General features: G+C 60.7%; 12 protein-coding genes and 1 riboswitch. Of the genes, 8 read left to right on the top strand and 4 right to left on the bottom strand.

Annotation, left to right across the window (positions count from 1 at the left end; translation table 11 throughout):
* Positions 1–62: 62 nt before the first annotated feature.
* A riboswitch (cobalamin riboswitch) is annotated at positions 63–242 on the bottom strand.
* A gap of 60 nt (positions 243–302) precedes the next feature.
* Positions 303–2,456, bottom strand: a complete 2,154-nt coding sequence (locus MJO47_RS01400) for a bifunctional diguanylate cyclase/phosphodiesterase (RefSeq protein WP_253959335.1) — start codon at positions 2,454–2,456, stop codon at positions 303–305.
* Positions 2,457–2,643: 187 nt separating this feature from the next.
* Here MJO47_RS01400 and MJO47_RS01395 point away from each other — a divergent pair, with 187 nt between their 5' ends.
* The 6 genes from MJO47_RS01395 (at position 2,644) to MJO47_RS01370 (ending at position 9,385) form a co-directional block, all read left to right on the top strand.
* Entirely contained in the window at positions 2,644–4,086 is a 1,443-nt protein-coding gene (locus tag MJO47_RS01395; protein WP_253959334.1) for a sigma-54-dependent Fis family transcriptional regulator, read from the top strand.
* Positions 4,087–4,318: 232 nt separating this feature from the next.
* Complete coding sequence (locus tag MJO47_RS01390) at positions 4,319–4,771, top strand: Hsp20/alpha crystallin family protein (protein ID WP_253959333.1); 453 nt, start codon at positions 4,319–4,321, stop codon at positions 4,769–4,771.
* A 56-nt stretch (positions 4,772–4,827) separates the two neighbouring features.
* Positions 4,828–5,223: an Hsp20/alpha crystallin family protein gene (locus MJO47_RS01385; protein WP_253959332.1), complete on the top strand. Its 396-nt coding sequence runs from the start codon at positions 4,828–4,830 to the stop codon at positions 5,221–5,223.
* A 91-nt stretch (positions 5,224–5,314) separates the two neighbouring features.
* Entirely contained in the window at positions 5,315–7,969 is a 2,655-nt protein-coding gene (clpB, locus tag MJO47_RS01380) for an ATP-dependent chaperone ClpB (RefSeq protein ID WP_253959331.1), read from the top strand.
* 178 nt (positions 7,970–8,147) lie between these two features.
* Complete coding sequence (locus MJO47_RS01375) at positions 8,148–8,981, top strand: response regulator (RefSeq protein WP_253959330.1); 834 nt, start codon at positions 8,148–8,150, stop codon at positions 8,979–8,981.
* A gap of 128 nt (positions 8,982–9,109) precedes the next feature.
* On the top strand, positions 9,110–9,385 hold the full coding sequence (locus tag MJO47_RS01370) for a thioredoxin family protein (protein ID WP_253959329.1): 276 nt from the start codon (positions 9,110–9,112) through the stop codon (positions 9,383–9,385).
* A gap of 14 nt (positions 9,386–9,399) precedes the next feature.
* Here MJO47_RS01370 and MJO47_RS01365 read toward each other — a convergent pair whose 3' ends face one another.
* The 3 genes from MJO47_RS01365 to MJO47_RS01355 are packed head-to-tail and all read right to left on the bottom strand — an operon-like array spanning position 9,400 to position 13,067.
* Complete coding sequence (locus tag MJO47_RS01365; protein ID WP_253959328.1) at positions 9,400–11,337, bottom strand: B12-binding domain-containing radical SAM protein; 1,938 nt, start codon at positions 11,335–11,337, stop codon at positions 9,400–9,402.
* 35 nt (positions 11,338–11,372) lie between these two features.
* Complete coding sequence (locus tag MJO47_RS01360; protein WP_253959327.1) at positions 11,373–12,500, bottom strand: patatin-like phospholipase family protein; 1,128 nt, start codon at positions 12,498–12,500, stop codon at positions 11,373–11,375.
* Between the two features lie 6 nt (positions 12,501–12,506).
* Complete coding sequence (locus MJO47_RS01355) at positions 12,507–13,067, bottom strand: MXAN_5187 C-terminal domain-containing protein (protein ID WP_253959326.1); 561 nt, start codon at positions 13,065–13,067, stop codon at positions 12,507–12,509.
* A gap of 162 nt (positions 13,068–13,229) precedes the next feature.
* Here MJO47_RS01355 and glmU point away from each other — a divergent pair, with 162 nt between their 5' ends.
* Positions 13,230–14,618 (top strand): bifunctional UDP-N-acetylglucosamine diphosphorylase/glucosamine-1-phosphate N-acetyltransferase GlmU, encoded by a 1,389-nt coding sequence (gene glmU / locus MJO47_RS01350; RefSeq protein ID WP_253959325.1) that lies wholly within the window; start codon positions 13,230–13,232, stop codon positions 14,616–14,618.
* Positions 14,619–14,686: 68 nt separating this feature from the next.
* Positions 14,687–16,516: a glutamine--fructose-6-phosphate transaminase (isomerizing) gene (glmS, locus tag MJO47_RS01345; protein WP_253959324.1), complete on the top strand. Its 1,830-nt coding sequence runs from the start codon at positions 14,687–14,689 to the stop codon at positions 16,514–16,516.
* Positions 16,517–16,519: the final 3 nt, after the last annotated feature.

Genomic DNA, 16,519 nt, shown 5'->3' with positions numbered 1-16,519 from the left:
CGCGGGCTTCCCGTATTTGAAGCGCCGCTAATCTCCACTCTCCCTGTTTCCCGGGGAGGTCAATGTGGTGTGTCCATGTCGGCAGGTCTCCTGGCTCGCGAATCATCCTCGGGGTTACCTTCCCGGCCAGGCGGCCAGTGGTCTGTCAACCCTTCGTCTTCGCTTACAGTGGCGGGTCCGCGGGGGATTTGCACCCCTCTTCCCTTTTCACCCTGGCGGGCACCGGTGGACGTTTCTGTGAGGTCTTCATTAATACGTCAGGGCCGGACCTCCTGTCAAGACGTCAGATGCGGAAGGATGTTTCAGGCGGTTTTGTCCAGAAACTTCGTGAGCTGTTCGGGGGGAAGCGGGTGGCAAAAGAGGAAGCCCTGGGCCTGTCGGCACTGGTGGTCCCGCAAAAACCGCAGCTGTTCGGGGGTCTCGACCCCTTCGGCGATAACCTCGAGCTTCATCCCGCGGCCAAGGGCAATGATGGTCGCGGTGATCGTCGCATCCTGGGGGCTGATGGCAACATCCTTGATGAAATTCTGGTCGATCTTCAGCTTGCTGATGGGGAAATGGGTCAGCTGTCGGAGGCAGGAGTAGCCGGACCCGAAATCATCGAGGGTAAGCTTGACCCCCATGTCATCAAGCTGCTGCATGGTGGTCTGCATGCGATTCACATCGTCCATGACCATGCTTTCGGTGATCTCCAGTTCAAGATATTGGGGAGCAAGGCCCGTCTGCAGGAGGATATCCCTGATTCTGGAAACGAGGTTGGATTTGTGAAAGAGGCGCCTCGAAATGTTGATGGCGACGGGAACCGGCGTATATCCCTGGTCCTGCCACTCCTTGTTTTGCCGACAGGCTTCCTGGATGGCCCAATAGCCATAGGGTTCGATGAGACCAGTCTCTTCGGCCAGGGCGAGAAAGTCCCGTGGACAGAGAATGCCCTGCTTGGGGTGAATCCAGCGCAGCATGGCCTCCATGCCGAGCAGCTGGCCGGTGGCCAGGTCAAGCTGGGGCTGATAGAAAACGTCCAGTTCGTTGTGGTCCAGCGCCTTGCGCAGGGCGCCCTCCATCAACAGCATCTCCCGGGCCCTGGCGTTCATGTCCGGCTGATAAAACTGGTAGTTGTTTCGTCCCTGCTGTTTCACCCGATACATGGCCACATCGGCACATTTCATCAAGCCCGTGGCCTCGTCGCCATCGGAGGGGAAGAGGCTGATTCCTATGCTGGTGGTGATGTAGAGTTCATAGTCATCGATGACAAAGGGTTGGGCCAGGGCGCTGAGAATCTTTTTGGCGACGGTGATGACCGGACCCGGCTGATTGATCTCCTCCAGGACAAGGACAAATTCGTCGCCGCCGAGGCGGGCCACGGTATCGGACTGGCGGATGCAGGTACGCAGGCGGGCCGCCACATCTTTGAGAAGTTGATCGCCGGCTTCATGGCCGAGGGTGTCATTGATTTTTTTAAAACGGTCAAGGTCGAGAAAGACAATGGCCACCTGTTCTCCCGAGCGCCTGGCTTTGGCCAGCGCCTGGTTGAGCCGTTCTTTGAAAAGGGTGCGGTTGGGCAGGTTGGTCAGGGGGTCGTGGTGGGCCAGGTGCTTGAGGCGGTCCTGATTTTCTCTCAAGCGGTTTTCCGCTTCCACACGGTCGGTGATGTCCCGACAGTTAAGAACCAGTCCCTGGACGCTGGTCAGGTGCCGAAGATCGGTGACCTGCCCTTCCATGTTGAGCCAGCTGGAATCCTGGTGTCGAAGGCGGAAGTTGTCGATTTTGACCGTTTCGCCGGCCGCCGTCGCCGCCTGTTCCACGGCCTGCTTGTAAAGAGGCAGGTCGCTGCTGTGCAACGCTTTGGTCAGACCATTAGAGGTGAATTCATCGGGGGGGAGGCCCAGCACCCGCTCTACCGAGGGGCTGACGTAGTGGACGTTGAAGTTGTCGTCAAAAATCAGCGTGACGTCGTTGGTGTTCTCCGTCAGGGCCCGGTAGCGTTCTTCGCTCTGGCGCAGGGCTTCCTTCGCTCTTTCGAGGCGATGGACCATGGCCAGGTGATCCCTGGCCCTTTCCACGGCCTTAGGGAGATTTTTCCAGAAACTTTCATCCTTGATGACGTAGTCGAGGGCGCCGCGCTTCATGAATTCCACAGCGACTTTTTCACTGCCGTGGCCGGTGGTGACCAGGAAGGGGAGGTGCGGATGTCGAGAAGAAATTTCATCAAGGAGCTGCTGCCCGGTCATATCGGGCAGGCCGAAGTCCAGCAGCATCAGGTCGCAGGCGTGTTCATCCAGAAGGTCAACCGCTTCATGGCCGGAGGCGGCCAGCAGCAGGCGGCAGCCCAGACGTTCCAGGTGAATTTTGGCCAGGTTGCGGATGCCCCGGTCGTCTTCCACAAGCAGAACGGTAAATTGCCCATTCCCCTCAGGATGGGGAGCATTTTCCGTTTTGCTACTTGTATAGGACGGCATCGAAAGAGCTCCCCTCCGGATGGAAATCAGGTTTTAATTCTAGCACAAAACCAAGGAGATGTTCCTGCACTAAATAAAGATTAAAATCGAAGAATAAGGGGGCAGGGATTTGCGCCTTGCCGGTTGAACTATGCCGAGGGAAAGGTTAAATTGACGGCAGCAAAGTTTCATGGCACGAGGAGAACCCATGCTTGCTGACGGTGAAAAATCGATTGGCCTGCCAGCCAGGGTGCCCGATCTGGTCGCGGCCAGGGGGGAGGTCGGCCCCTGGCGCGTACTGAGTCTGTCGCCGGCCCTGGCCGAGTGGCTCGGTGTGGCCTCGACCGAGGCCGTTGGCGCTCCTCTGGAAGAACTCTTTGCCGGTGTTCGCCCGGCCCTGCCTGATCTGGCCAATGAAGCCATCGAGCGTGATCTGCCTCTGCTGGATCTGCAGATTCGTTTCGCCGGCCGGGAAGATATCCTGCTCATGGTGGAGGTGCGCCCCGGTGGCTTGACCTCGGATTTTCGTGGCCGCACCGTGACCTTCACCTTCCGTCAGCCCACCTCGGCGGAACGGGATACCGTGGAAACGTTCCACGGCATGGTCGGTTCCAGTCCCTTGACCCGGGAGGTCTTTCGCAAGATCAGCCTGTACGGGCCGACGACCGCCAGCGTGGTGGTGACGGGGGAGACGGGCTCGGGCAAGGAGCTGGTGGCTCGCGCCCTGCACGACTGCAGCGATCGGGACGCTGGTCCCTACGTCGCCGTCAATTGCAGCGCCATTTCGGCGGAACTGCTCGAATCGGAACTTTTCGGTCATGAAAAGGGCGCTTTCACCGGGGCGGTGCGCACGCATGTCGGCCGCTTCGAGCGAGCGGATGGCGGCACCCTGTTTCTTGACGAAATCGGTGACATGCCTCTGCATACCCAGGCCAAGCTGCTGCGGGTGCTGGAAGAGGGGACCTTTGAGCGGGTTGGCGGCGAGAGCACCCGCCGTATTGATGTACGCATCGTGGCCGCCACCAACGTCCCCCTCGAGCAGGCGGTGGGGCAGGGGCGTTTTCGGGCGGACCTTTACCACCGCCTCTCGGTGCTGCGCATCCATCTGCCGCCTCTGCGCGAGCGCAAGGAGGATATCCCCGCCCTGGTCACCCATTTCCTGCGGATCTTCAGCCAGAAATACGACCGTCGCATCCATCGCCTGACCGGCGAAGCGCTGGCACTGCTCCAATCCTACCTGTGGCCCGGCAATGTCCGCGAGCTGCGCAACGTCCTCGAACGGGTCTTTATCGAGACCCAGGGCGAGGTGATCGGGGCCAAGGCCTTCCGCGAGTGGATTCAGGAGCGCCGCCACTTTGCCGCCGGTGAATGGGGGAGCACAGCGGCTGAAACCCCACCTCTGATCCCGCCCTATCCGCTGCTTTCCGCGCCATCCTTGCTCGAAGGCCAGGCCGATATTTCTTCATCGGCAAACAGCCCCCGGCGCCAATCGACCCGGCCGGCCGAACTCGACGCCGACGAGATCCGCCGGGCCTTTCAGGCCGCCGACGGCAACCTGACCGCTGCCGCCCGTCTGCTCGGCGTTCATCGCGCTACCCTTTACCGCTATCTCGACAAGCTCGATCTTTCCCGCCGCGATCTTGAATCCTAGTCGCTGGCCCCGCCCCTGTCGCAAACCCCCATGTGACGTCGCAACTGACGCAAACGCCGGCTGCTGCGACGTCGCAAGAAAATCCTTCTTTTAATAGCCATTGCGTAAGCTCCCGAATTTGCATGAGAAAAATCTTTGCATCTGGTTGGCACGCCCCTTGATATGTCTGTCGGGCAGATAGACACTGCGGGTGAATCCCGCCAACCATAGATATTCAAAGGAGGAAACCATCATGGCAAATTGGGATCTTTTCAGGGAAATGGACAGTCTTCGTCGGGAGATGGAAAACGCTTTTCGCGGCTTCGGTGCCGCCCGTCTGCTGGAGCCGGCTTTTCTACCGGGCATGGGGGTCCGGCCTTTTCCACGCATCAATCTGCGGGAGGATGCGGACAACTATTATGTCGAGGCGCTGGTGCCGGGAGTCAATGCCGACCAGCTGGAAATGACCCTGCAGAAGGGGAGTCTGACCCTCTCCGGTGAAAGGAAAGAAGTCGAAGGGGAAGAGCAGGCCAAGGTCTGGCACCGTCGCGAGCGAGGTTTCGGAGCCTTCCTGCGTACCATCGAACTGCCGGGCGAGGTGGATGCCGACAAAGTGCAGGCTGCCTATCATGACGGGATCCTGCGGGTCACTCTGCCCAAGCAGGAAGCGGCCAAACCGAAGAAAATAACCGTTCAGGTCGGCTGAGACAGCCTCTATCACCAAGGACTTAAAAATCTAAACGAAATAAAGGAGAGTGCATCATGGCAGCACATGAAATTTACGACAGCAGCAAAGAGAATAAAGCTCTGGCCCGGGAACAGACCCGCTCCGCCCGCAACTACGTCACCCCGGCCGTCGACATCCTGGAGACCGATGAGGGGCTGACCCTGCTGGCCGATATGCCGGGGGTCTCCCGCGAGAACCTGCACATCGGCATCGACAAAGGTGTGTTGACCATTGAAGGAGAAGTGCCGCCCCCCCAGGGTGAAGAGCTCTATCGGGAATTTTCCCTGTCCGCCTATTATCGGCAGTTCCAGCTTCCCGACGAGATCGATCCCGACAAGGCCAAGGCCGAAGTCAGAGACGGGGTGTTGCGGCTGCATCTGCCCAAGGCGGAGGCGGCCAGGCCCCGCCGCATTGAAATCAGCTCCAGCTGAGATAGTGTATTAAGGGCCGGGGGTTCGAAGCCTCCGGCCCTTGTCGCAAAAGAAAACTGGATTTAAAAACAATGAGCGGAAGGATAGGCCCATGGATCCCAATAAAATGACCGAAAAAACCCAGGAAGCCATGCAGGCGGCCCAGACCCGGGCCATGAAATACGGACACCTGGAGGTGGACGTTGAGCACCTGCTGATGGCCCTCCTCGAACAGCAAGGGGGTCTCATCGGGCGCCTGCTGCAGCGCATGGACGTGCCGGTAGACAACTTCGCGGCGGCCGTCAAGCAAGAGTTGGAGCGCCGGCCCAGCGTGTCAGGACCGGGCGTGGAAGCCGGCAAGATCTATGTGACACAGCGCCTCAACCGCCTGCTGATCAAAGCCCAGGAAGAAGCCACCCATCTCAAGGATGATTATGTCAGCGTCGAGCACCTGCTGCTCGCCATGGTGGAAGAAGGCCCCTCCACGGCCGCAGGCAAGCTGCTGGCCCAGTTCAAGATCACCCGCGATCGCCTGTTGCAGGCCCTTACCGCCGTGCGCGGTCATCAGCGGGTGACCAGCCCCGATCCGGAGGGAACCTACGAAGCGCTGGAGAAGTATGGGCGCGATCTGGTCAAGGAAGTCCAGAAGGGGCGGCTCGATCCCGTCATCGGGCGGGACTCGGAGATCCGCCGGGTCATCCGCATTCTCAGCCGCAAGACCAAGAACAATCCGGTCCTGATCGGCGAGCCGGGCGTCGGCAAGACCGCCATTGCTGAAGGTCTGGCCCACCGCATCGTGCGGGGTGACGTTCCCGAGGGGCTGAAGAACAAGACCATCTTCGCCCTCGACATAGGGGCGCTGGTGGCGGGGGCCAAGTACCGCGGCGAATTCGAGGAGCGGCTCAAAGCCGTACTCAACGAGATTCGCCAGAGCGAGGGGCGCATTCTGCTCTTCATCGATGAGCTGCACACCATCGTCGGCGCCGGCAAGGCGGAAGGTTCCATGGACGCCGGCAACATGCTCAAGCCCATGTTGGCCCGTGGCGAACTGCACTGCCTGGGCGCCACCACGCTGGACGAGTACCGCAAGTACATCGAAAAGGACGCCGCCCTCGAGCGCCGCTTTCAGCCGGTGATGGTCGATCAGCCCAACGTGGAAGATACCATCAGCATCCTGCGGGGGCTCAAGGAGCGCTTTGAGGTTTTCCACGGTGTCCGCATCCAGGACAACGCCCTGGTTGCCTCGGCCATCCTCAGCAACCGCTACATCACCGACCGTTTTCTGCCGGACAAGGCTATCGACCTGGTCGACGAGGCCTGCGCCATGATCCGCACCGAGATCGACTCCATGCCCACCGAGCTGGACGAGGTCACCCGCCGGGTCATGCAGCTGGAAATCGAAGAGGCCGCCCTCACCAAGGAGAAGGACCGGGCCAGCCGTGAGCGTCTGGAAGGCCTGCGCAAGGAGCTGGCCGAGCTCAAGCATGAGGCTGACACCCTGCGCGCCCAGTGGGATCTGGAGAAAGGGGCGATCAAGAAGGTGCAGACCCTGCGCGAGGAGATTGAAAAGGTGCGCCAGCAGATCGAAGTGGCCGAACGCGAGTACGATCTCAACCGCGCCGCCGAGCTCAAGCACGGCCGCCTGCCCCAGCTGGAGCAGGAGCTGCGCCAGGCCGAGACGGTCCACGGGCAGGATTATGAAGGGCCCAGCCTCCTGCGCGAAGAGGTGACGGAAGAAGAAATCGCCGAGATCATCTCCCGCTGGACCGGCATCCCGGTGACGCGCCTGATGGAAGGGGAGCGGGAAAAACTGCTGAAGCTCGACCAGATCCTGCACCAGCGGGTGGTGGGGCAGGACGAGGCCGTACAACTGGTAGCCGACGCCGTCATCCGTGCCCGGGCCGGCATCAAGGATCCCCAGCGTCCCATCGGCTCTTTCATCTTCCTGGGTCCCACAGGGGTGGGCAAGACCGAGCTGGCCCGCACTTTGGCCGAGGCCCTTTTCGACAGCGAGGACAACATGGTGCGCATCGACATGTCCGAGTACATGGAGAAGCACACGGTCAGCCGCCTCATCGGCGCCCCTCCCGGCTATGTCGGCTACGAGGAAGGGGGGCAGCTGACGGAGGCCGTGCGGCGTAAACCCTATGCGGTCATTCTCTTCGATGAAATCGAAAAGGCGCACCATGACGTCTTCAACGTGCTGCTGCAGATCCTTGACGATGGCCGCGTGACCGACTCGCAGGGGCGCACGGTCGACTTCAAGAACACGGTCATCATCATGACCTCCAATATCGGTTCCCAGTATCTTATCGATGGGGTGACGCGAGACGGCGAGATCCAGGAAGGCGCCCGCAGTTCGGTGATGGGGGAGTTGCGGCGGGAGTTCCGCCCCGAATTCCTCAACCGGGTCGACGACATCGTGCTGTTCAAACCGCTCACTCTGGAGGAAATCAAGCGCATCGTCGATTTGCTGACGCAGGGCTTGCGCCGGCGACTGGCCGACCGCTGCCTCACATTGGAGATGACCGATGCCGCCCGGGATTTCATTGCCCAGAACGCCTACGATCCGGTCTATGGTGCCCGGCCCCTCAAGCGCTATCTCCAGCATGCGGTGGAGACCCGCATCGGTCGGGCCATCATTCGCGGCGACCTGCGCGAAGGAGCCAGGCTGGTCGTTGATGTCCAGGATGGCGATCTGACCGTCCTGCCGTCCCACGCGGTCGAGGGGAGCCCCACCCTCGCAGAAGGCTGTGCGCCGGCATAGGTCTGTCTGCGGCTAAAATGACGCTTCCGATCAGGTCACCGGCAGGAGCCCGACGGGTTCCTGCCGGTTTTTTTATGATTTCTCCCGATAAATTAAAAAGGGAGGTTCGCCTCGACCGTTCTCTGTGCTACATTTTCAAATCGTATATCTAAACATTACTTTTGTTTTGGGGGCGGGGATGAGAAAAAAGCGTTTTGGCGAGGTTCTTGTTGAGGCCGGGGTCGTAACCGAAGAGATTCTGCAGCAGGCGTTGCAGAGACAAAAAGGGACCGGAAAACGTCTCGGCACGGTGCTCGAAGAAATGGGGAGTGTCACCCAGCGGGATATTGCCGGTGTTCTGGCCCGGCAATTCGGCTTCAAGACGGTCAGCGGCTTTGCCAAACATCGTTTTTCGCCCGAACTTCTTGGCCTGGTCGAAAGCGATGAAGCCATCCATTCCCTGGTCTTCCCGTTAAAAGTGGTGGAAAAGACCCTCTACCTTGCCATGGTCAATCCGCTGGCCGAAGATGTGCTGGAAAACATCACCTTCCGTACCGGCTTGAAAATTCAGCCTCTGGTCACCACGCCGGCCGAAATCGAAGAGGCGGTCAGCCGGCATTATCTGAAAGAACAGCAGGGCGGCGAAAATCAGTGGACGGTGCTGGTGGTTGAAGACGGCGAACTGGTTCGCGCTGCCACCGTGTCCGCCTTGAAAAAGATGGGGTTCCATGTGCTCGAAGCCGTCAATGGCGCCGAAGGCCTGCAGGTGGCCCGGGACAAGAAACCCCACCTGATCCTGACCGATATGCTGATGCCGCGCCTGGATGGTCAGGAGATGTATGCCGCTTTGCAGGAAGATCCCGCTCTTCGCAAAATTCCTGTAGTGGCTCTGTCCGGTCTGGCCTCGGCGGAAGAAGAAGCGCGCCTGCTCGACCTTGGTTTTTTCGATTTTATCCCCAAGCCCGTCAACCCCGTCCGCCTGGTGGCCCGGGTGCGCCGGGCGCTGCGACTGACCTACGGTTCGGCTGCCTGACCGCCCTGCCGATAATGGACCTATTTTAAGTGGAATACCTTGAAGAAACAGGAGGAATGTGTATAATTAACCAAAAAGGTCATCAATGCTGGCGTCGGTTTGGTAGAACGGCAGAAAGAGAGGGCATTATGCGTATCGATATTTTGTGCAAACCCGAAAGCTCCGGCAAAGGTGAGCGGGCCCTTGAGAATGTTCGGCAGGCCCTGTCCCTCCTGGAACTGGAGGCGGAGGTTCATCTTTTCAAGGATCGTCGCAAAATGATCGACAGCCGTGTGCACGTATCGCCCGCTCTGCTGGTGGATGACAGCGTGAGGGTGTCCGGACGGGTGCCCGAGGTCGACGAGATTGTCAAGATTCTGATTGAACGGCCGCGATTCCGACAACGCCTTCGGAAGGTGGCCTGAGGCATGCTTTCCGTTCAGCCCTTCCCTTTTTGAGGTCTTTTCAGGTAAGGCTTCTTTCCAGTGACCCGGCTTGGATTTATGTCCCCGGAAGGGACAAGAAACCCTTCACTGAGGGCGAATTCAAGAATTTCCTCTCCTTCGTTGCGTGAGATACTCCCCGCGAAAATTTCCCGGGGAGTTTTCTGGCCATCCGCTCCCTGCAGCAATTTCAGAAAATCCTCCTCCAGCGATTCGCAAAGAACCTCGGGGCCCCGGCGGGCAAAGAGGGCGACCGACCCGACCGGGCGGAAGAGGCTGGCAATGCGTTCAAGATCCATCTCTCCCATTTCGAGCAGATCCAGTATTTCATAACTGAAGGGCACCAGCCTGGCGGCGGCTGAGCGCTGCCAGGGCGTGTTCCAGCTGTCTCGGCTGCGACGCTGTTCCGGGTCAGCTGGCCGGGTTTCCTCACCCAGCAGGGTCTCGGCGTAATGAAAGTGATAACGCACCATGTCGAGCGCCGCCGGCAGCAGATCCGTCCGGCCCAGGGTCTTCAGCCGCTGGCGGATGTAGCCCTCCTGCAGGTCGAGAATCCGCGCCGTCGTCCAGCGGGAGGAGTCGCGGAACTCTTCACGGCTGACCGAAGCCTTGGTCATTGCCCAGGCAGCGAAGTTTTCCAGAAAGGGGACCGCTTCTTCCTGCATGGCGGTGAGCAGAGACTGGAAGAAGCCCACGGCCCGCCCCAGGTTGTAGAAGAGATCCGTGCCGGCGGCCAGGTCGCGGCAGCGTTCCATGTCGTCGGCGCTTAAAGTCGCCGTGGAAAGGATTTCGTAGGGCGGCGCGGTCTGGGCGTTGAGGGCGAACTTGTCCCGGTTTCGATGCAGAGGGGTTCCCGGCAGGACGGCGAGAGGGAAGATGTCCAGATGATTGGGGGTGAAACCCAGGGCCGTATTCAGACTGTGGGTAAAGCCGGTGTAGTCGTCCGTGGGCAGGCCGTAGATGAGGTCGAGGCCGAAAGTGACCCCTTCGGCGGCGAGCAGGCGGACCTTGCGCGCGAAGAGCTCAGGGTCGAGGGAACGGTGAACCTGGCGCAGCACCTTGGGGTTGGCGGACTGCAGGCCGATCTGCACCGAGCAGGACAGGCGGGCCAGCAGGCGGACCGTTTCCCGATCGAGGAAGTCCGCTTTGGCTTCGAGGTGAAAGTGGATGTGGGGCGCCCGTTCGGCCAGCAGGCGCAGCAGCATCTTGCCCCGCTCGGGGGGGTAGTTGAAGGTGGAATCCAGCACCCAGACCTGGGAGACGCCCTGCCGAACAAAGAGGTCGAGTTCGGCGCGGAGGCGTTCAAAGGAGACGGGACGTACACCGTGATGACCGCGTGCGTCAAAGCAGAAATCGCAGCCGAAAGGGCAGCCGCGGGAAGTTTCCCATAAAACGCCCTGGCCTGTCTGGGGAACCAGTGTCCCGGTCAGCCAGGGGGAGGTCAGTTCATCCAGGCTCTCGGGTCCGGCATTGGTTTCGCAGACTGCGGGGGCCTGCTGGTTTTTAAAAAGAATTCCAGCCCTTGGGGTGGCCGCCTCGGAATCCTGCCAGGCGGTCAGCAGGTGAGCGAAGGGGATTTCCCCCTCCCCGCAGACGAGGGCGTCAAAAATCCCCTCGGCCAGAATGGCGGCGGCATCGGCGGTGGCTTCGGGCCCGCCGGCGACCAGCCGCAGGGCGGGACGGCGTTGTTTGAGCTGCCGGGCCAACTGGGTCAGGCGGCGGCGGTTCCAGACGTAGATGGGAAAGGCCACCAGGTCGGGAGCGAAGGCCAGGATGCCGGCGAGGATGTCTTCGTCGCTCTGGTCGGGGAAAAAATCAGGAAGGTGGGTTGCCGACCTCAGGGAGGCGGGCAGCGCGGCCGCCAGGCAGGCGGCGGCCAACGGCACCGCTTGGGCCGACCGGCGGACGTGCAATGTGGGCAGGACGATGGTCATGATCCCTCTCCATGGGGCTGGCTGCAGCCGGTTCTTCAGTCGACGATTTCCGCCGGTGGCGCCCTGTGCAGTCGTTTTGCCGTGGTTTTGATGCCATGCTTGGCAAAACGGGCGTGAAAGTGATCGTAATCCTTCTGCAGCTGGCTCAGGGTCAGGTGATAGCCGTAATTCATAATGTGGTGGCGGGCCGCGTTGCTCATGGGGTTCTGGAAAAAGAGCATGGACTCTTCGCGTCCCGGTTCGATCAGCAGGATGTCCACCTCGGGGTGGCAGCGCCCGTAGGTCTCCAGCGCCAGGTCGAGTTTTTCCTTGTTCTCGATACGGCGGGCCTGTTCCCAGGCGGAGCTGAGCCCCAGGTGGGCAATGCTGGAACATCGACCGAAAGACAGAGATGGCAGGCAGATGTGCTCCCGGTCGTTGTTCATCGGCACCCGGGGGTTGACGACCAGGATGAGTTTGGCGCCCCGTTCAATAGCGATATCGATATGCGAAACGCGGCCGACGGAGCCGTCGAGATAGAAACGGTCGCCGATCTGCAGCGGGCTGAAGAAGAAGGGGATGGCGCAGGAGGCAGTAATGGCCTGACAGATTGCCATATCCCGGTATCCTTCGGTGCCGAAGACGACTCGGGTCCCGCGGTCGAGGTCATAGGCCGGGATATACAGTTCGGCCTTGAGCCGATCAAACGCATCGGCGATATTCTCCTGTGCGAAGGCTTCGCGCAGGTAGCGCTGCATTGGCTCCAGGGAGAAGAGACCAGCAGGGAACTGCTCCTGCACGATCTTCACCATATCCGAAAAAGTGAAGCCCCAACCCTTGCGGCGATGGTGGCGAAAAATGCCGAAAAGGTTGCGGGAGACATCCCAGAGGGACTTGAAAATGGCCCCCTTGTCCATGCGGTAGATATCTCCGCGTCGCCAGTTGAAGACCGTCGAGTCGTTGCTCGCGAGTGCTTTGAAAAGAGTCTCGGGGGCGATGCGGTTGGCCATGAGGGTGGCGATGACCGAACCGGCGCTGACGCCGACATACATATCAAAACGGCGGCTGGAAAAGCCGGGCAAAAAGAGGCGATCGACGGCGGTCAGGCAACCGATTTCGTAGGCGGCTCCCATGATCCCGCCACCGGCGAGGACGAGAGCGGTCTTGTGGGAGGCACCGGCCATAGTCACCTATTTCTTGGCTCGGACTTTAATCTTGGGTTTGCCATCTTCCGTGACGACGACGAAATCGACTTCCCTGTCACCGAATTTTTCACGGATTTTTTCCCGCTGACGGGATAAAAACTCGGCCACCTGCTGCCGGTCGGGGGCGGTGCCGGCCAGGTTGCAGGCCTGACGAGCCGTCACCAGATCCTGGTAGAGTCGGTCGACGGTCGCGTCCGGCGGTGATTCGCCCTCTTGCCGTGCGCGGGGTTCTCCCTCGGGTTGGGGGCGCTTGAGCTTGGCCAGATGTCGCTCGTACTTGCCTTCGTCGATGAGGCGCAGAATGCGGTCCCAATGACTGGCGTAGCTGTGGAAGCGGGCCAGCAGGGACTGGTGGCGGAAGCGCAGATCGGTCTGGATGATGCGCCGGTTGCTGAGAAGACGCAGCCGGCGCGAAAGTTCCTCCCGCTCCCGGATGGGTTCGCGCTTCTCGACCCCGCCAAAATACTGTTCGTAGCGGATCTGGAGATCCTTGAGATCCTGCTCCATTTCGACCAGGGCCACAGAGATGGCGTTTCTTTCTTGCATGGCAGCCTTTCCTTGAAAAACTTACTATACTCAATCCCTTGACGCTTTGCAAAGGTGTATGTTGCCAACGCCCTTGTTTTATAGGGCTAATTCCTTGACTGCCCCGCACCTTTGCATAATAATGACCGTTTTAAAAGACTCCATCGGAAAGGGGCTGTCCCCATGGAAAAAAACGTCGCGGCGGTCATTTTGGCAGCGGGTCAGGGAACCCGCATGAAATCGAATAAACCCAAGGTGCTGCATCCTGTTGCCGGGCAGCCCATGGTCTGCTATCCCGTCAATCTGGCGGCAGGTCTTGGCTGTCGACCGACCGTGCTGGTTGTAGGCCATGGCGCTGAGCAGGTCCAGGCGGAACTGGCCGGCTGGGAGGTTGTGTTCGCCCGCCAGGAGGAACAGCTGGGGACCGGACACGCCCTGCTCTGCGCCCGCGAGGCCCTGGGCGATTTCGAGGGGACCTTGCTTTTGCTTTGCGGCGATGTTCCCCTTCTGCGGGCGGAGACTCTCGAACAGCTTCTTTCCTGGCACCATGCCCAGCAGGCGGCGGTTACCGTGCTTACGGCCAATCTGGACGAACCCCACGGCTACGGACGCATCGTGCGGGAGGGAGAGCAGGTGCTGCGCATCGTCGAGGAGAAGGATGCCACTGCCAGAGAAAAAGCCATTCACGAAATCAATACGGGCATCTATGCCATGGAAATCCCCTGGGCGTTCGAGGCGCTGCGCACGGTCGGTCGGGACAACGCTCAGGGGGAATACTACCTGACGGACATCATCGCGGTCGCCCGTCAGCAGGGGCTGACCGTGAGCGCGCTGCCGGTGGCGGGTGCGACCGAAACCCTGGGTATCAACGACCGGGTGCAGCTGGCGGCAGCCGATGCGCTCATGCGTCAGCGCCTCAATGAAAAACTGATGCGCGCCGGCGTGAGCTTCATCGACCCGGCGGCCACCTACGTCGATGCCCGCACCGAGATCGGGCCGGATACGGTGGTCTATCCCGGGGTGCATCTGCGCGGCGCCAACCGCATCGGGCGCGACTGCATTCTGGAGCCGGGCGTAATCATCGCCGATTGCACTCTCGGGGATGGCGTCCATGTCAAGGCGGGCTCGGTCCTGCAGGACTCCCGCGTGGGGGATGGTACCGATATTGGTCCCATGGCCCATCTGCGGCCTGGGACGGAGCTGGCCGGCCGGAACAAGATCGGCAACTTCGTCGAAACCAAGAAGGCCGTCATCGGCCTGGGGTCCAAGGCCAGCCATCTGACCTATATCGGCGACGCCGAGGTCGGCGCCGAGGTCAACATTGGCTGCGGCACCATTACCTGCAACTATGACGGTGTCAACAAGCACAAGACCATCATTGAGGACGGCGTTTTTGTTGGCAGCGACACCCAGTTCGTGGCCCCGGTACGCATCGGGCGCAACAGCCTCATCGGGGCCGGCTCGACCATTACCAAGGACGTCCCCGCCGATGCCTTGGCGCTGTCGCGGAGCGAGCAAAAGGTGATTGAGGGCTGGGTGCTGCGAAAGCGCAAGAAAGAAAGTAAATCGTGAGGCGTGAAGCGTGAGGGGTATCCCCTTGCCTCACTTCCCTCTTTACCCTTACCCGGAGTTGACGACGCATGTGTGGAATTGTTGGTTACATCGGTTTTCAGGAAGCCACGCCCATTATCCTCGACGGCCTGCGCCGCCTTGAATATCGCGGGTATGATTCGGCCGGCATCGCCACCCTGGACGGCGGCACCATAGAGATCCGTCGCGCCCGCGGCAAGCTGGTGAATCTCGAAAAGATCCTGCAGGAACGCCCCCTGACCGGCTCCTGCGGCATTGGCCATACCCGCTGGGCCACCCATGGGCGCCCCTCGGAAATCAACGCGCACCCACACTATGCCGGCGGCATCGTCGTCGTTCATAACGGGATCATCGAAAATTACCTCCCCCTGAAAGAGAGGCTGCGCGCCCAGGGGCACAACTTCAGCTCCGAAACGGACACGGAGGTCATTGCCCACCTGGTGCATCAGCACTATGCCGAGTGCGCCGACTTCGAGACCGCCGTGCGGCGGGCGCTGGCCGAAGTGCGCGGGGCCTACGCCGTCGCCATCCTGTGCGAACAGGAGCCCGGCAAGCTTATTGCCGCCAAGCTCGGCTCGCCGCTGGTGCTGGGGCAGGGGCAGGGCGAGTTTTTTGTAGCCTCCGACATCCCGGCCATGCTCTCCCACACCCGGGAGATGATCTTTCTGGAAGATGGGGAGCTGGCGGTCTTCGCCGACGGGCGCATGCAGGTGACGACTCTGGCCGGCGACGTTCTGCAGAAGACGGTCAAGACCATTACCTGGAGCCCTCTGATGGCGGAAAAAGGGGGGTACAAGCACTTCATGCTCAAGGAGATTTTCGAGCAGCCCCGGGCCATCGCCGATACGCTGGCCGGCCGCTTGCGCGACGAGGCGGGGGATGTCTATCTCGAAGACCTCCAGCTGGGCGATGAGGAGCTGCGGCAGATCGACAAGCTGACCATCGTCGCCTGCGGCACCTCCTGGCATGCGGGACTGGTGGGCAAGTTTCTCATCGAAAAGCTGGCACGACTGCCGGTGGAAGTCGACATTGCCAGTGAGTTCCGCTATCGCGATCCTATTGTTAACGAGCGTATTCTGACCATTCTCATCAGCCAGAGCGGGGAAACGGCCGACACCCTGGCGGCCCTGCGGGAGGCCAAGGGCAAGGGCGGCAAAGTCGTGGCCGTCTGCAATGTGGTCGAATCGTCCATCGCTCGCGAGAGCGACGGCGTGATCTACACCCACGCCGGCCCCGAGATCGGCGTCGCTTCCACCAAGGCTTTCACCACTCAGCTGGTGGCGCTGAACCTGCTGGCTATTCGGCTCGGACGGGCCCTGGGAACCCTGAGTGCCGAAGCGGCCCGTTCACTCCTCGCCGCTTTGACGACGCTGCCGCGCAAAGTCGAGGATACCCTCGAATTGGACAAGGAGCTGCAGGCGGTCGCCCAGAATTTCATGAATGCCCGCGATTTCCTCTATCTCGGCCGGGGCAACCAGTATCCCGTCGCCCTGGAAGGCGCTCTCAAACTCAAGGAAATCTCCTATATCCATGCCGAAGGCTATCCTGCCGGCGAAATGAAGCACGGTCCCATCGCTCTCATCGACGAGAATCTGCCGGTGGTGGTCGTTGCTCCCCATAATGAGACTTTCGAAAAAGTTGTCTCCAATATGGAGGAGGTCCGGGCCCGTTCCGGACGCATCATCGCCATCGGCACGGCGGGTGGACCCGATCTTGCCGGGGTGGCCGATGTGGTGCTTTCCGTGCCGGAGATAGCCGATGAACTCCTACCCATCCTGACCTCCGTCCCTTTGCAGCTGCTGGCCTACCATGTGGCTGTCTCAAAAGGTACGGACGTCGATCAGCCCCGCAACCTGGCCAAAAGCGTTACCGTGGAGTAAGAA

This window comes from Desulfuromonas sp. KJ2020 (genome assembly GCF_024197615.1).
Taxonomy (GTDB): Bacteria; Desulfobacterota; Desulfuromonadia; order Desulfuromonadales; family SZUA-540; genus SZUA-540.
This window is presented reverse-complemented; position numbering and strand designations above follow the sequence as displayed.

What these genes read in the sequence shown, in the direction of transcription:
- MJO47_RS01400 (WP_253959335.1), bottom strand. Translation starts at nt 2,456, where the DNA reads ATGCCGTCCTATACAAGTAGCAAAACGGAAAATGCTCCCCATCCTGAG.
- MJO47_RS01395 (WP_253959334.1), top strand. Translation starts at nt 2,644, where the DNA reads ATGCTTGCTGACGGTGAAAAATCGATTGGCCTGCCAGCCAGGGTGCCC.
- MJO47_RS01390 (WP_253959333.1), top strand. Translation starts at nt 4,319, where the DNA reads ATGGCAAATTGGGATCTTTTCAGGGAAATGGACAGTCTTCGTCGGGAG.
- MJO47_RS01385 (WP_253959332.1), top strand. Translation starts at nt 4,828, where the DNA reads ATGGCAGCACATGAAATTTACGACAGCAGCAAAGAGAATAAAGCTCTG.
- clpB (WP_253959331.1), top strand. Translation starts at nt 5,315, where the DNA reads ATGGATCCCAATAAAATGACCGAAAAAACCCAGGAAGCCATGCAGGCG.
- MJO47_RS01375 (WP_253959330.1), top strand. Translation starts at nt 8,148, where the DNA reads ATGAGAAAAAAGCGTTTTGGCGAGGTTCTTGTTGAGGCCGGGGTCGTA.
- MJO47_RS01370 (WP_253959329.1), top strand. Translation starts at nt 9,110, where the DNA reads ATGCGTATCGATATTTTGTGCAAACCCGAAAGCTCCGGCAAAGGTGAG.
- MJO47_RS01365 (WP_253959328.1), bottom strand. Translation starts at nt 11,337, where the DNA reads ATGACCATCGTCCTGCCCACATTGCACGTCCGCCGGTCGGCCCAAGCG.
- MJO47_RS01360 (WP_253959327.1), bottom strand. Translation starts at nt 12,500, where the DNA reads ATGGCCGGTGCCTCCCACAAGACCGCTCTCGTCCTCGCCGGTGGCGGG.
- MJO47_RS01355 (WP_253959326.1), bottom strand. Translation starts at nt 13,067, where the DNA reads ATGCAAGAAAGAAACGCCATCTCTGTGGCCCTGGTCGAAATGGAGCAG.
- glmU (WP_253959325.1), top strand. Translation starts at nt 13,230, where the DNA reads ATGGAAAAAAACGTCGCGGCGGTCATTTTGGCAGCGGGTCAGGGAACC.
- glmS (WP_253959324.1), top strand. Translation starts at nt 14,687, where the DNA reads ATGTGTGGAATTGTTGGTTACATCGGTTTTCAGGAAGCCACGCCCATT.